Origin of the sequence: Vibrio sp. B1FLJ16 (genome assembly GCF_905175385.1) — a bacterium.
Classification (GTDB): Bacteria; Pseudomonadota; Gammaproteobacteria; order Enterobacterales; family Vibrionaceae; genus Vibrio.
In genome coordinates, this window is record NZ_HG992750.1 from 224965 (window position 1) to 238881 (window position 13917).

Genomic DNA, 13917 nt, shown 5'->3' on the forward strand with positions numbered 1-13917 from the left:
ATTGAAGCAGATAACAAAAAGGGAGCCGTGTGCTCCCTTTACTGTTTTAATTCAGTCTGAATCATCTTATGAAGGCGGTTAGCTGTTCTTATACTTATGCAGTAAGTCCAATGGGATGTGACAGTAATCATTCGGAAAGTGGGTCAGTCTGTCCTGATGCACTTCATCACTTGGCACATAGTTAGTTAACTCAAGCACTTCCACCGCGATTTTGTCGGCATCTTCTCTTGCTGAGATGTAACTTTTTACGATCTCTAGATGCTGCGGGTTTTGACTATAGACACCAGTTCGGTATTTCTCTCCGACGTCCTCACCTTGTTTGTTTACACTGTAAGGGTCGATGATTTCGAAGAAGTAGTTCATCAGATCTTCCAGCGAAACCAGAGTAGGGTCGAACTGCGTTCTAACACATTCGGCGTAACCATCGTAGTCCGTTAAGGTAGAGTTTGTAGCTCCGTTAGCGCGGCCAGCCTCGGTTTTGATAACACCCGGAAGGTGGCGCATAAACTCTTGCACGCCCCAGAGGCAGCCGCCGGCAAAGTAAATCTCTTGCATAAATCTGTTCACTTGATTGTTTGGCGCATTATGGCGTTGCTGAAGTAAAGAGTGCAAGGCGCGACTTGCTACTCAGACCACCGGATTGCTTCCATGGCTATGGAACTAGTGACTTTCTGACCAGACCGCAAACTCATTGCCGCTTGGTTCGGCAAAGTGGAATCGGCAACCACCGGGAAATTCAAAAATCGGGCGTAGAATATGCCCACCATGTTTTTCCACTTTACCTAATGTGGCGTGAATGTCGGAGCTGTAAAAGACCAGCAGAGCTGCGCCGTTTGATGTACTGCTGACAAGTTCTGATTTAAAGAATCCACCGTCTAACCCCTGGCCGGAAAATGCGCTGTAATCCGGCCCGTAATCGACGAACGTCCAGCCAAATACTTGTTCGAAAAATTGTTTGGTAGCAGTTAAATCGGTGCTACCAAATTCAACGTAGTTTAACTTTTCGTGCTGATGCATGGTGATATCCCTATTCTTACTCTGTTCAATCAGGCAAAATTTTCAACAATGATCTCTTCGGCATTGTCGACAAATATCGCGCCTTTTTCTTTCATTTCGGCGATAACGCTTTCAACATTATCTGGCAAAACCGCACGGGTTGAAGCCAGGTTGACGATGACCTTATAGCCTAGTTCTAACGCCTGCATTACGGATTTTTTCACACAGAAATCTAGGGCTAATCCGCCTACGATAAGAGTATCGATATCGTTGCATTTCAGGAACTCATTTGCGCCGGTTGTTTTGGTATCGGCGACATCATGAAAGAAAACACCGTAGGGGTGGGCATCCGGATCCATGCCTTTGTTGACCTGGAAGTCATACTCCAAAACGGGCGGTAAACCGTCTAGCAGTTCAACACCTGTTGTGCCGAGTACGCAGTGGCGATTCCATTTCACGTCTACATTTGGTAAGCCAACAGGCTCAAGCATATTGGCTGGCGTTTCAGCATCCCACGCCGCTTTGGGTGGGTGTAAGTCCCTGCTTACCAGTTTTAAGCGGCCTTTAGCGTGGTTTTTAAGCAGCTCCGGCACAATCTCCAGTGCGCCAGCTACTGGCAGTTCTTCGGGACAAAGTTCACTGAATCCTTTCTCAGGATCGACATCGAACACCGCGGTGGTCTGATAGTTAACTCGAACAGTCATGGCAGACTCCTTGTCTGTCTGGTTGCCTGCGTTTATCCACGCAAGCAGTTTTGAAAAAAGGTCACTTCGTCGCTGGTGAGGGTATATACCATAGCGGGCTTACCGCCTTTACCTCTGTTGGTGGATGCGACTTTATTGGTTGGCTTCAGTACGCCGGAATCGATCAAACGACGTTTGATGGTCATACGGCTGATGTCGATGCCAAACTCCTGATAGGCCGAGATGATATCGGCGACCAAAAACTCTTTATCTAACGCAAACAGCAACACTGATGTGTACTCGATAGAAGCACGCAGCTTTTGCCATGCTTTTTCAATAGTTTTCTGATGGTCGAATGCCAGAGTCTCTTCACCATTTAGGATCGCCTGAAGCGGGAACCATTTTAGATGGCAATCAGGCACCCCGGCATTATTGATTTGCTCAACATTATTACGGTCAACCAAAGCATAGTGGGTGATATTCAAGCTCCAGTCATCCGGATCTCGTTTGGGATCACCGTCAACAAAAGCTTCGCTGAAGTGGCGGGGGTAGGTATGGATTTTTTCGCGGCAAATTCGGCGTCGCGCTGCTTCGAAGTTTTCATCCGCAGGACGCCCGCCTTCACTGGTTAGATCTTTATCGAAGACAAATCCACCCGGCAATGCCCATACGCCGTGGTAAGGCCGTTTCGGATTCGAGCGCTTAATCAGTAACACTTCCAATCCTCTATCGGCACAGCCAGAGAGCCTGAACGGAATAATGTCGACAGTTACGATCATGCTTGGTTCCTAATAATGATTTGTAAGTAATCTAGCGCATAATTAGAGCTCAATCAATGGGTAAGTAACGTATTGTTATTAACTTGGTGTTGTTTGAAAGTAGCTAATGTTAAGCATGACAGTGCCTATGATTAATAGTTATTCACAGGTGGGTTTAAATTTTCAACCATAAAAACTTTAAAGAAAAGAGTAGTTAGTAACAAAAGTTGACAAACTAACGGTGGGTGTTTATTGTTTACGCAAATTAGTTAGTAACAAAAAGTTATTTACTCGGTAAAGGGTATGTGGAAGGGCTCCTGATGACAACCAACCTATTTTCTTCTCGCATCATTCAAAGCGCGCTGGACTTTGATGTTTACAAAGTGAACATGATGAGTGCTGTTGCCGCGCTCTATCCTGATGTGATGGTGTCATACAAATTTATCGTGCGAAGCGAAGAAGATTTGTCGGAAATGCTTCCCGTAGTACAAGCAGAAATCCTGAAGCTACAAGATATTCGCTTTACCGAAGACGAAATTGAGTACATGAAGTGCGTTGCGCCATACCTCAAACCTGCATTTGTCGATGCGCTGCGTCACTTCCGTTTTAATCCCCGAAATGATGTCGATTTGCATAATAAAATTATGCCTGACGGTACCAGCCAACTGCGCATCACTATCAGTGGGTTGTGGAAAGAGACAATTCTGTACGAAACCATCATCATGAGCATCGTTTCCGAAGTTCGTAGTCGTCAGCGCTGGGCTGATATTCCGTTCGCGCAATTTCAGACGGTGCTAGAAGATAAAGTCCGTTATCTGAAATCTGAGCTGAAACGACGCAATATCACCAACTTTAAATTTTCCGATATGTCGACCCGCCGCCGTTTCTCTTTCAAGGCTCAAAAAGCCATGCTGGAATATTTGTGTAAGGAGTTGCCAGATTGTCTTACAGGAACCAGCAACTATCATTTGGCGCGTGAGCTAAACCTGACGCCAATTGGTACGGTCGCGCATGAATGGTTTATGGGGCATCAGGCGTTGGTTAGCGTACGCGACTCACAAAAAATTGCGTTGCAACGCTGGCAAGAGATGTTTAATGGTGCGTTAGGTATAGCATTAACAGACACTATCGGGATTGATGCCTTCCTGAAAGACTTTGATGAAGACCTGAGTAATGCCTACTTCGGCGTACGTCATGACAGTGGTTGCCCTTTTGCCTGGGGCGAAAAAATGATTAAGCACTATCAGTCACTGAATATCGATCCTATGACCAAGACCCTGGTGTTTACCGATGGGCTGAACTTTGAGCAAGCGCTGAATATTTGCGAGCACTTCCAGGGCAGAGTTCAGGTGAGCTTTGGTATCGGTACTTTCCTTGCCAATGACATGGGCGATTATGTTAATGACAAAGGAGAGGTATATCAGCCACTTTCTATGGTGATTAAACTTGTTTCCTGTAATGACTCTCCTGTCGCAAAGATCAGTGATGAGCCAGAAAAAGCGATGTGTGAAGATATCTTCTTTCTGATGAATCTGAAGCGCCGATTTGAGCAACCGTTGGATTTAGACGAGTGCCGGGATCTCATTGACCGTCTTGAAAATGAAGGGCAAAACTACCTGATTGATGCCTGAATTCTACCTGTCTTTACCAAGTTGATAATATCCATCTATCGTATCGATAAAAATTAGTTGGGTAACGGTAGAGGGGGATTTCGCTATAGTACCAATACCCAACGTTGCGGTACTGTGGACGGTGTGCATACACTGGAAACTCATTTCAGCCTGACCCTCTGGCTAAACTGTGCGTCTAACTGCTTCTTGATGACTTTGGGCTTCAGCATATTAGCTTGAATCGGGAGTGTAAGATGAATTTAGTTGTACATTTGCAAAAGAAAGCAATAAGAAAATACGGCTATGAACTGGCGACCCGTCAGGCATGGAAGTGTGGGATCAAAGCTAATCTGGTAAGGCGTGTTATTGGTCTGTTTAAAGGTCAAATTGTATGTGTTGTGGAAGGATGCCGCGCCGAGCTTTCTACGCCAATCAACAACCAGCTTCACGATGATGACAAGCAAGGTCGCTATGTTTTTGTCGGGGGTGTTTGCTGGGAGCCAAACAATATCATCGCTCCGGGTTTTCCTGATTTTATGTTTATGCATCTGCGTAACATGAGCCATCGACATAAATACATATCGGATGATGAGCTTTTTCTCAGCCTGGCGTAATTGCTCTGACGTTATCTATTGACCAATAGGACTCTGCTTGATAAGTCGAGTTCAGCCAAAAGCTGTGGTACAAACCCTATTCATTCGACATTTCTTTAAAAACACTATTTTTTTACTTTTTAATTACAAAGGGCTTATTTCCTCTTGATGTGAATGCTTTTTTACCACTTAGTATACCGCGCATAGAAAAACATGATGATAGGATGTAAATCGTGAATATCAAATCTTGTGCAACTGTGGCGGTGGTTGTTGCAGTGTTAGCAGGTTGTAAAGTAGGCGAGCCATCGGCTCCAACGCAAGCAAATATCACTCTGATTGAGGCGGTGACCGAAACGGTCAAGAATCCTCAACAAGTGTGTAAAGATGTGGTAGTGACACAGCAAGTTGAACCGACTGACGGCAATAAGCTCCTGGGCACTATCGGTGGCGCAGCGGCAGGGGCTGCACTGGGTAATCAGATTGGAGGTGGCTCTGGGAAAGTCATTGCTACAGCCGCTGGGACGATTGCGGGCGCATTAACTGGTCGTCAAATCCAGGAAAATGTACAACAAGGTGATGTGGTCACGACTACGAAACAGCAGTGTCACACAGAGTACACAACGTCTGAAAAAGTTGTCGGATATGATGTCACTTATGAAGTCGCGGGAGCTCCAACAACAGTCCGTCTTGCGAGCAAGCCGGCGACCAGGAGTTTTCCGGTTCAAGACGGTAACGTAGTACTACCCCAGTAATGGATTTAAACTGAAAAGCCCTTTTGTATTTAGCAAAAAGGCTTTTTTGGGTTTTAGGTAATGTGCACCCCTTGCGGGTCCTGCTCTTTGTGTACATGGATTTGAGCTTGTTGCTTCTGAATGCGGCGCTCTCTTTTTGATAGCCAAATTAATGGTACGACTATCATGGCGGTACCGATGGCCATGAAAATATCAGGCACTTCGTCAAACCAAATAAATCCAATTACAGCTGCGCCTATTAGGCCACTGTATTCTGCACTGGCAATCTTATTACTTTCGATTGAACGATAGGCGAGTACACAAGTCGCTGCGTATATCATGATAAAAAGACTTGAACCCGCAGCGACCGGAAAAGCGCTCCAAACCCAAGGCTCTGCCTCAATAAACACCAGTAAAAGCGCGACTGGAATGCCAGCTAAGTTAGTCATCAGTAATGTGTGTATTACGGATTGCTCTCTTGGTACTTTGCGAATCAATAAGTTATTGATGGCCAGACAGACAGCGACGATAAATGCTGAAATAGCTGCCCAGCCGATTTGATCCGGACGAATGATTACCAGAACACCTAAAAATCCCATGATGGCTGCAGCAACTGACTGTTTTGAAAGCTGTTCATTAAAAAATAGTGCAGCGATAGGTAGCATAATCAGTGGCGCGGCATAGAAAATTGCGTTCGCTGTCGCGAGTGGTAGTGAGGTTATCGCAACCACCATGAACACCGCGCCAAGTAACCAGATATGGGCTCGAATCGCGTGCCACTTGAATCCTTCCATGAAATGAGTTGGTCGATTCAGTAAGCAAAAAGGTAGCAAAAACAGTACAGCCGAAACTTGTCGAAATAACACGAACTGGAACACAGGCACTTCATTACCGACGCTTTTAATCAAAGAGTCTGAAATTATCGCGATTAGGTTTCCAACAACTAATAGCAGCATAGCTGCTCCGACAGATGTGACTTTCACTTTTTATCTCCTCATTCTTTGCGCAAGAGTAGGTGATGTCATAGGATGAAGTGAAGTGATATTTATTAGTTTAAATATGAGATTTTTAGATAATGAAATTACCTCCTCTAAGAGCGGTTCACTGTTTTGAAGCAGTAGCGAGAAATCTGAGTTTTTCTCTTGCCGCAGAAGAGCTCAATGTGACTCAAAGTGCGGTGAGCCATCAGATCCGTTTGCTGGAAGATTATTTAGGTGAGTCGCTGTTTATCCGCCAGGGACGAAAGCTCTCGTTATCTGACACCGGAGCGAGATACCTGGAAGACATCAGCCCTGCGATAAGCAGCATTGCGATGGCAAGTCAGAAGGTGCGCGAAGGTGAAAAGGGCAGTATTCGTTTAGCGATTTACAGTTCGCTGGCCGTGAAATGGCTGATTCCACGCTTGTCTGATTTTAAGCGCTTGTATCCGGAAATCGAACTCACTCTTAATATGGTTTCTGGCGATCCGGAACAAACGGATAGTGTCGGCGATTGTTTCATTACCGTGCAGAAACCGAAACGAAACTACATGTCTGTCCATCTGTACGAAGATATCTTGTATCCCGTCTGTAGTCATAAAATCTGGAAAGAGATGCAAGACAGCCCGATGCCACAAGCACTTTGGCAGTATCCACTGCTTTCAACCGACTCTATTTATCGTGAAAGGGGAAGGGACTGGGCGGAGTGGTGTAAAGAAGGCGGATTTGCTTTACCCGGGAATGCGGATATTCAGCACTTCAGCCACATGCTACTGGCGATAGAAGCTGCGCGTTACGATCAAGGCATCGCCTTTGCGAATGACTTTATGCTAAATGAACGCGATATCGCGCATGATCTGGTTTATATCCCATCCCACGGCTTGGATACGGGGGATAGCTTTTACTTTGTACATAAAAAGAGCCGCGCCAAGCAAACTGAGATAATAAAGTTAACCAATTGGCTGAAGCAGCAGTGTATGTAAAAAGAGTGGTTTTGCTATTCTGCTTGAGCAGTACTGCGGAAAAATTAGGTACGTTTATAGCTCCCGAACAGATACAAAAAACCGATCGGGGAACTTCGATTTTCAGATAATGAAGCGCTTACTCTTCTTTGAACAGGTTGTAGTTAGCGGAGAGTTCTCCTGTCACAATTTCACCATGCATATCTAGTTTCATCAGTACGTCCTCACCGACAAAGTATTGGTTAGGAACTTGTTCATTTGTCAGTGTTATGGTGTCTTTGCTCTCATTCCAGATGAACTGACCCTCTGAGGTTAGCGGAGCAGTATCTCTATCCTGGTAGGTCTGCTCAAGCTTGTATGTGCCGTCTTGATTCAAAGTGATGCTGATATCTATTCCGGGACAGTCAGCACACGGAATCGTACCCAGGTAAGTGCCGCTCCAGTCTAGTGCATTGTTTTCGTTGTGCTCATTGTCCACAAAGGTTTCTGTGGAAATACCTTGTCCATCAGCAGCCTGTTTTTCCGGAACTAACATAGCGTCAGAAACTTCAACGAGCTGATTATCTTCTATTATCGGAGTTTCTGTTGCGGTCGCCTCCGCTGGCTTTTCGTCTTGGCAGCCTACAAGGAAGGTAACGGCAGTCAGTAATGCACATATTGCTTTTTTCATTTCAACCCTCTTTAAATCCGTATTTTCTATGAAGATAATGTTTTGCCCGCATATTAAATTTACATCATAAGAAAGGGAGTGATCTTGTTTTATCCATAAAACTGATGTCTTGCATAAAATTGTTGCAGTTATCTAAATTTTGCACTGCAGTTTGGTTGGTCTTCAGATTTCGTTCTACGCTTATAATTCGTCATAAGAAAGGAGAACCAATATGGCTGTAATGAAGCAGGATATTCCACATCGTGTCACGGTTTATCATGACAATATCGATCAAGAGAAAGAGTTGAAAAATGCCATGCTGCCGGAGAAACCACGCTACTTCAACGGTTCACCGACCTACAAAGCAGAAAGCATTGAAGAGTTTGAACAGAAAATCAGTCAAATTGGATTGTCGTTAGATAAATAGAGAACAGTCTATTTTCTGCCAGATGACGGAACGTGAGTTCTTTGCTGGCAGATAATGAAAGAAAGCGCCCTCCACATGAGGGCGTTTTGATTTTAAAGTACTGTTTTACTAAGGTTAGTTCTGTTGAGTGCTGCTTTGACACACTTGCTTTTGAACCGCTGGAGGAGCCGGCTCATAGTGGCTTAACGTCATACTGAAACTGCCTTCCCCGCCGGTGATTGCTCTTAATCTGCGAGCGTAGTCTTGCAGTTCATTCACTGGTGACTTAGCTCTGATCAGAGTAAAGTTATTATCAATTGGCTCGGTACCCTCTATCAATCCTCGGTTCCCGGACAGGTCGCCTGATACATCCCCGACGTTAGCCGTTGGAATGTGCAGCTCCAGTTGAATTATTGGTTCAAGAACGATCGGGTCGGCATTGTTTATTGCATCCAGAAATGCCTTTTTACCTGCGATGACAAAGGCTATCTCTTTTGAATCGACTGAATGATATTTACCATCATAGACCGTCACCTCTACATCTTTGATAGGGTTACCCGAGATTGCCCCTTCTTCCAATGCTTGTAAGATCCCTTTCTCTACAGCGGGGATTAACGCGGTGGGAATAGAACCACCGACGACTTTATTGATGAACTGGAATCCTGTACCGCGTTCGAGAGGACGTACCCGAAGCTGAACTTCCCCGAACTGGCCAGCGCCGCCACTCTGTTTTTTGTGTCGGTAGTGGCCTTCTGCGGGCTTAGTGATGGTTTCATAATACTCGACGCTCGGTTGGCAGGTTTCTACTTCCAACTTATAGATGCTTGCCATTTTTTCTAACGCCACTTTCAGGTGAAACTCCCCCTGACCGCTGATGATGGTTTCATTGGTTCTGGCGCGGTGTTCAATGCGCAGTGAAGGGTCTTCGCTGGAAATTTTATTGAGTACATCGCCCAGTTTTTGTTCGTCGCCGCGTTTTAGTGGTTTTAAGCACAAAGAGTACATTGAGTCAGGGAAGTTGAGTGTTTTAAGCTCGACGCCATCCTCATCATGGGAATCATGGACAATTGAGTCAAACTCAAGATCATCTACTTTGGCGAGCACACAAAAATCACCTGCCAGCGCTCGCGGAATTTCCATCCGCTCTTTACCTTGCAGTTGGTACAGATGTCCCACTTTGAACGCTTTGTTGCTCTCTCCGATATATAGCTGGCTGCCTGCGTTGATTTCGCCCTGGTAAACGCGTAGATAAGCGAGCTTACCCATGTAAGGATCGACGCTGATCTTATAAACGTGAGCCACGGTATGATCTAACGTTTCACAGTTTACTTTGATCTTTTTACCGTTCTTCTCAAGCAGTGGTGGGTTACCCTCGTTTGGCATCGGCATGATTTCCGCCATGGTACGTAGCAGGAGCTCAATACCCGCTCCGGTCTGTGCGGAGACAAAGCAGATTGGGATTACATGTCCGGTTCTTAAGGCCTCTTCAAACGGGTCATGCAGCTGTTCAGCCGTTAGCTCCGAGCCTTGCTCCAAATAGAGCTCCATTAACTCTTCATCGACTTCGATTACCTGGTCAATCAGGGTTTCATGGGCTTCAGAGACTTTTGCAAGTAAGGTGTCACTCTCTAATTCGGGCTCAAAGTAGCAATCCACCACGGATTGACCGTCGGCAGAAGGTAAGTTGATGGGCAAGCATTTGTCGCCAAAATGCGAGACGATGTTATCCATCAAAAGTTGTAGCTGATTACCGTGATTATCGAGCTTGTTAATGATGATCATCTGACATTTTTGTTGCTCCTTGGCAAATGCAAACAAGCGATCAGACGTTTGATTAAGAGGTGTTTGCGGATCGATGATAAGTGCTGAGGTTTCAACTGCCGGAAAGACACTGATAGTTCGACCTAGCAACTCACTTTGCCCCGGCGTGTCGATAATATTGAGTCGATGGTTATTCCAGCTTAAGGCGACAGGGGTTGCCTCAATGCTGTGCTGATACTGAATAGACTGTGGATCGAAATCGGTTACGGTATCGCCTTTTTCTACGCTGCCGAGGTGATGAGTCGCGTCGCAGGTAAAGAGCAGTTTTTCGACGAGCGTGGTTTTACCGGTTCCGGTCTGACCGACAAAAGCGATGTTGCGGATTTTATTGATAGGCATAAAGCCTCCTTGCATGGTGACATTAGGAAACCGCAGTTTCCAGATAAACCTGTTATCAGGTCACGAACTGCATTGGAGTCGGCGGGTTTACCGCCTATTCGTCTTCCATGTCATTTTCCGGATGACTTTATGCATATAACCGCCTTGCTGAGAAAGCAGATTAAAGGGTTATTACGATATTAGAAGTTGTTGATCTATTTTGATCATTTTTTGTAGGCAACGAATATATTTATCGCCACCAAAATCATTTTATTTGGTCTTTCAGTAACAGCATGGCGCAAAAACCATAAAGTCGGTGTGATTTGTCTCATGCTGTTATCCTTTTCTGTTTCCTCATGATCTTAGATACTTTGTTTAGTTTGAAGAGGTGTTTCGTTACAGGGAGTGAGTTGACGATACAGTCCCCACATTGTACCGACTGCTACCAGCATCACTCCGGCTGCAAATAAAAAACCATAACGGGTCATCTCATAGTGACTTAGCAACGCAATCACAACGTAGCTTAGCGATTGCACCGTGGTACTAAACATACTTAGCCCACCGTCTATGCGTCCACGCTGATGAACGGGGACGGTATGATGCATCCAGTTTGTTCGTGCAATTCGGTTTAAGGCATTAAAAACGCCAAACAGAGCGATTAACGTTAGAATGCCAATAGGGTGCACTGAGAAACTCATACCGACCAGAGTTAAGGAAAGTACCGCCATCGATGCGAATATAATGCTGGCGTGCGGCAGGCGATTAAGGACGGTCGTGACGACAAGCCCGGTAAACAGGGACCCTAGCCCAAAGCTGATGTTAAAGCCTGCGAACCAATCACCAGTAATGCCCTGTTCGGAAAACCAAATCGGCACTAGCTTGCTCAAATAGGTCAATACAGGATAGGTAAGGCTAGAAAGTAAAATAAATCCGTAAAAGACCGGCTTTTGGCTAAATAAATGTTTGCTTTCTATCACTTGCTTCAAGAAAGGCACTGTGTGTGATTCCCTTAGTTGGCGAGTGTAAGGCGTAGCCATGTAAAAAATCGCAGCCAATGCTGAAGCTGCTGCAGCGAACAGCGCGAATTCTTTCATCCCCCACTGTTCCAGTAATACAACTCCAAGCGCGCCAGCACCAAGCGTGGTTGATTGCATCACAATCTCCTGCTGGCTGGAGATTCTGGCGTATTCATGCTGCTGGTAGTTTTCCTGAGTAAACGCATTGTTCGTTGCCCAGGCAAAATTACTCGATACCCAATACACCAACTGAGCGAATGCTAATAGCCATTGAGAGTCCATCCCCAGCCAATAGACACTGAATACCACTGACGCCATCCAAGCCTGAAGCCATTGATTCCCAACCAACAGTGCCTTGCGCGAATGTCGGTCAATTAAAGTAGAAAACAAAGGGGTGACCAGGAAAGAGACCGCGGTACAAGTCAAAGATACCACAGCAACGAAGGTACCCATTCCTGGGGTGGATAACATGATCCAGGGCAGAGCCATCATAAATAACCCTGACGATATACTGTCGAAAAACCTTCCGACCAAGTAAGGCTGAGTTTTGTTGTTCATATTATTTCCTCAGTAATTAGTTTGGTTTAACTCTAAAACCTCAAGTAAACTTGAGGTAAAGTACTTTTTAACTTTTAAGATGAAAGGAATCAGGGATGGATATCAGCGTAGGTGAAGTGGCGAAGCGCTCTGGAGTAAAAGTTTCGGCGCTGCATTTTTATGAACAAAAAGGATTGATTTCGAGCTGGCGTAATCAGGGTAACCAACGCCGCTATCATCGAAGTGTATTACGCCGTGTCGCGGTTATAAAAGCAGCGCAGCAGGTTGGGCTTTCTTTAGAAGAGATAAAACAGGCGCTGGATAATTTACCAAAACATCAAGCGCCCAATAAAGCACAGTGGGAAAGGATGGCGAGCCAATGGCACGAGCAACTAGAACATAAAATTCAGCAGCTCCAAGCACTGCAAAATGACTTAGGTGGCTGTATTGGTTGTGGTTGTTTATCGCTTGAAACTTGTGCTTTGCGTAATCCAGAAGATGTATTAGGTAAAGAGCATTCTGGCTCTAATTTAACGTTGGACGAGTAAGGTCGGTTTATTCTTTATCGAAACTGTCGACCACAATAGCGCCCATAGAGGCAGGCATGGTGATGACAATTACACGCTTGAGCGCGACCAATGGTTCGGTTAGTAGGGGAAGCTTATCCAGGCAAAGTAATACCAATGCGACGACGACCGCCGCGATGGAGTAAGCGATAAAAACGCGGAAAATGAAAATCGAGACACGGTGCCGGATCCGGCTTTGAAACACACTCTGATAAGCAAAAAAACTCAGGAAAATGACCGAGAGACTTAACAACATAAGCAGGTTGGTCATTGGAAGGCTTTCTCCTAAACGCCACGCTTCTTCGGAGAACGAAATCGGCACCGCGAGGGCGAAAGCGCCAACCAGTACCTGGCTGGCATCTTCTAAATTAAAGTGTCGGCTTATGTTGATCATTCGTTAGGCTGGCCGAGTTGTAACAGCTTCTCAAATCGTTCGTTACCGTGCAGTAATTCAAGATCGCGCTCTTCTGCCAGCAAGTCACGAATCGAAGGGCTGTACTCAATCGCACGTTCCAGATCTTCAATTGCTTGTTCTTCGACACCTAGTCGAGAGTATGCACAAGCACGCTGGTAGAGCGCAGGACCGTTAGTGTAATCCACTTCTAAAACTCGGTTACATAAGCTCAGAGCCCAATGGTATTCGTTAATTTCCATTGCAGCGTCAGCCTTGTAAGTCAGGGCTTCTAAATCACCAGGGCGGATAACCAGAATTTCATCATAGATCTCAATACGCTGCTCTGGTGTTTGTGAGCTTTGTGCACGAAGCCATAAATTGTGGATTTCGTTGATCTTCTCAATTTCTTTGTTGTTTTCACTGATGATGCGGGTTTTGCGTTTTAAGTCTCTTTCCAGAGCCACAAACTTCTTCTCATATTCGCGTGCGATCTTATCTAGTCGCTTATCGGCCATCTCTTTAGTGTTATGTTTGAACTCTCTTAGTGATTGCCAGCCAACAAAAGCGATCAGTGATGCTACCCCCGCTATGATGTAGAAAAAGTAGGTAACGGTCACGTTGGCGTAGTTCAGTGATTTGTCAGCGACGCTCAGTTCACGGTCAGTGATTTCAGTGATTGTGCGCTTCTCCAGGCTCTGGAAGTCCTGACGCAGTGCTTTGAGTTCATCTAATATATAGCGCTCCATAAGAGGTCTATCTAATAGGTCTGATTCTGAATATTTTTCTTCAGATGCCAAGGCTGGCAGCGAAAGAATCAGGGAGAAAAAAATACCAATGAATAAGCGCATAAAACGTCCTTTTGCGTTAAGAATACAGATAGACCATGCAACAATAACAAAT

16 protein-coding genes are annotated in these 13917 nt (G+C 45.3%); 6 read left to right on the plus strand and 10 right to left on the minus strand.

Annotated elements, in window-relative coordinates:
- Positions 1–78: 78 nt before the first annotated feature.
- The 4 genes from KHN79_RS15140 to KHN79_RS15155 all read right to left on the minus strand — a co-directional run bounded on the left by KHN79_RS15140 (position 79) and on the right by KHN79_RS15155 (position 2458).
- Positions 79–555 carry a peptide-methionine (S)-S-oxide reductase gene (locus KHN79_RS15140; RefSeq protein ID WP_182010235.1) on the minus strand — a complete coding sequence of 159 codons (477 nt, stop codon included), beginning with the start codon at positions 553–555 and terminating at the stop codon, positions 79–81.
- Positions 556–660: 105 nt separating this feature from the next.
- Positions 661–1017, minus strand: coding sequence for a VOC family protein (locus tag KHN79_RS15145; protein WP_182010234.1), 357 nt, complete (start codon positions 1015–1017; stop codon positions 661–663).
- Between the two features lie 29 nt (positions 1018–1046).
- Positions 1047–1700 carry a nicotinamidase gene (locus tag KHN79_RS15150; protein ID WP_182010233.1) on the minus strand — a complete coding sequence of 218 codons (654 nt, stop codon included), beginning with the start codon at positions 1698–1700 and terminating at the stop codon, positions 1047–1049.
- A gap of 32 nt (positions 1701–1732) precedes the next feature.
- A complete protein-coding gene (locus tag KHN79_RS15155; protein ID WP_182010232.1) occupies positions 1733–2458 on the minus strand; it encodes an NUDIX domain-containing protein in 726 nt (241 codons plus the stop codon).
- Positions 2459–2757: 299 nt separating this feature from the next.
- Between KHN79_RS15155 and pncB the strand changes: the two genes are divergently transcribed.
- From pncB to KHN79_RS15170, 3 genes are all read left to right on the plus strand, one after another.
- On the plus strand, positions 2758–4068 hold the full coding sequence (pncB, locus tag KHN79_RS15160) for a nicotinate phosphoribosyltransferase (RefSeq protein WP_182010231.1): 1311 nt from the start codon (positions 2758–2760) through the stop codon (positions 4066–4068).
- Positions 4069–4301: 233 nt separating this feature from the next.
- Positions 4302–4661: an acyl-CoA synthetase gene (locus KHN79_RS15165; RefSeq protein ID WP_182010230.1), complete on the plus strand. Its 360-nt coding sequence runs from the start codon at positions 4302–4304 to the stop codon at positions 4659–4661.
- Positions 4662–4873: 212 nt separating this feature from the next.
- On the plus strand, positions 4874–5392 hold the full coding sequence (locus KHN79_RS15170; protein ID WP_182010229.1) for a glycine zipper 2TM domain-containing protein: 519 nt from the start codon (positions 4874–4876) through the stop codon (positions 5390–5392).
- A gap of 53 nt (positions 5393–5445) precedes the next feature.
- Here KHN79_RS15170 and KHN79_RS15175 read toward each other — a convergent pair whose 3' ends face one another.
- Positions 5446–6354: a DMT family transporter gene (locus KHN79_RS15175; protein ID WP_182010228.1), complete on the minus strand. Its 909-nt coding sequence runs from the start codon at positions 6352–6354 to the stop codon at positions 5446–5448.
- A 92-nt stretch (positions 6355–6446) separates the two neighbouring features.
- Between KHN79_RS15175 and KHN79_RS15180 the strand changes: the two genes are divergently transcribed.
- Complete coding sequence (locus KHN79_RS15180) at positions 6447–7331, plus strand: LysR family transcriptional regulator (protein WP_182010227.1); 885 nt, start codon at positions 6447–6449, stop codon at positions 7329–7331.
- Positions 7332–7449: 118 nt separating this feature from the next.
- On the opposite strand, the gene KHN79_RS15185 is transcribed toward KHN79_RS15180, so the two are convergent.
- Positions 7450–7980, minus strand: a complete 531-nt coding sequence (locus tag KHN79_RS15185; protein WP_182010226.1) for a copper resistance protein NlpE — start codon at positions 7978–7980, stop codon at positions 7450–7452.
- Positions 7981–8191: 211 nt separating this feature from the next.
- Between KHN79_RS15185 and KHN79_RS15190 the strand changes: the two genes are divergently transcribed.
- A complete protein-coding gene (locus KHN79_RS15190; protein ID WP_182010225.1) occupies positions 8192–8386 on the plus strand; it encodes a hypothetical protein in 195 nt (64 codons plus the stop codon).
- A gap of 114 nt (positions 8387–8500) precedes the next feature.
- Here KHN79_RS15190 and fusA read toward each other — a convergent pair whose 3' ends face one another.
- Complete coding sequence (gene fusA, locus KHN79_RS15195) at positions 8501–10525, minus strand: elongation factor G (RefSeq protein WP_182010224.1); 2025 nt, start codon at positions 10523–10525, stop codon at positions 8501–8503.
- Positions 10526–10866: 341 nt separating this feature from the next.
- The gene (locus KHN79_RS15200; protein WP_182010223.1) at positions 10867–12078 is read right to left on the minus strand and encodes an MFS transporter; all 1212 of its coding nucleotides are present in this window, start codon (positions 12076–12078) and stop codon (positions 10867–10869) included.
- A gap of 95 nt (positions 12079–12173) precedes the next feature.
- Here KHN79_RS15200 and soxR point away from each other — a divergent pair, with 95 nt between their 5' ends.
- A complete protein-coding gene (soxR, locus tag KHN79_RS15205) occupies positions 12174–12605 on the plus strand; it encodes a redox-sensitive transcriptional activator SoxR (protein WP_182010222.1) in 432 nt (143 codons plus the stop codon).
- Between the two features lie 7 nt (positions 12606–12612).
- Here the strand turns inward: soxR and KHN79_RS15210 are convergent, their stop codons facing one another.
- Positions 12613–13008, minus strand: a complete 396-nt coding sequence (locus tag KHN79_RS15210) for a DUF2391 family protein (protein ID WP_182010310.1) — start codon at positions 13006–13008, stop codon at positions 12613–12615.
- 5 nt (positions 13009–13013) lie between these two features.
- Positions 13014–13865, minus strand: a complete 852-nt coding sequence (locus KHN79_RS15215) for a hypothetical protein (RefSeq protein WP_182010221.1) — start codon at positions 13863–13865, stop codon at positions 13014–13016.
- Positions 13866–13917: the final 52 nt, after the last annotated feature.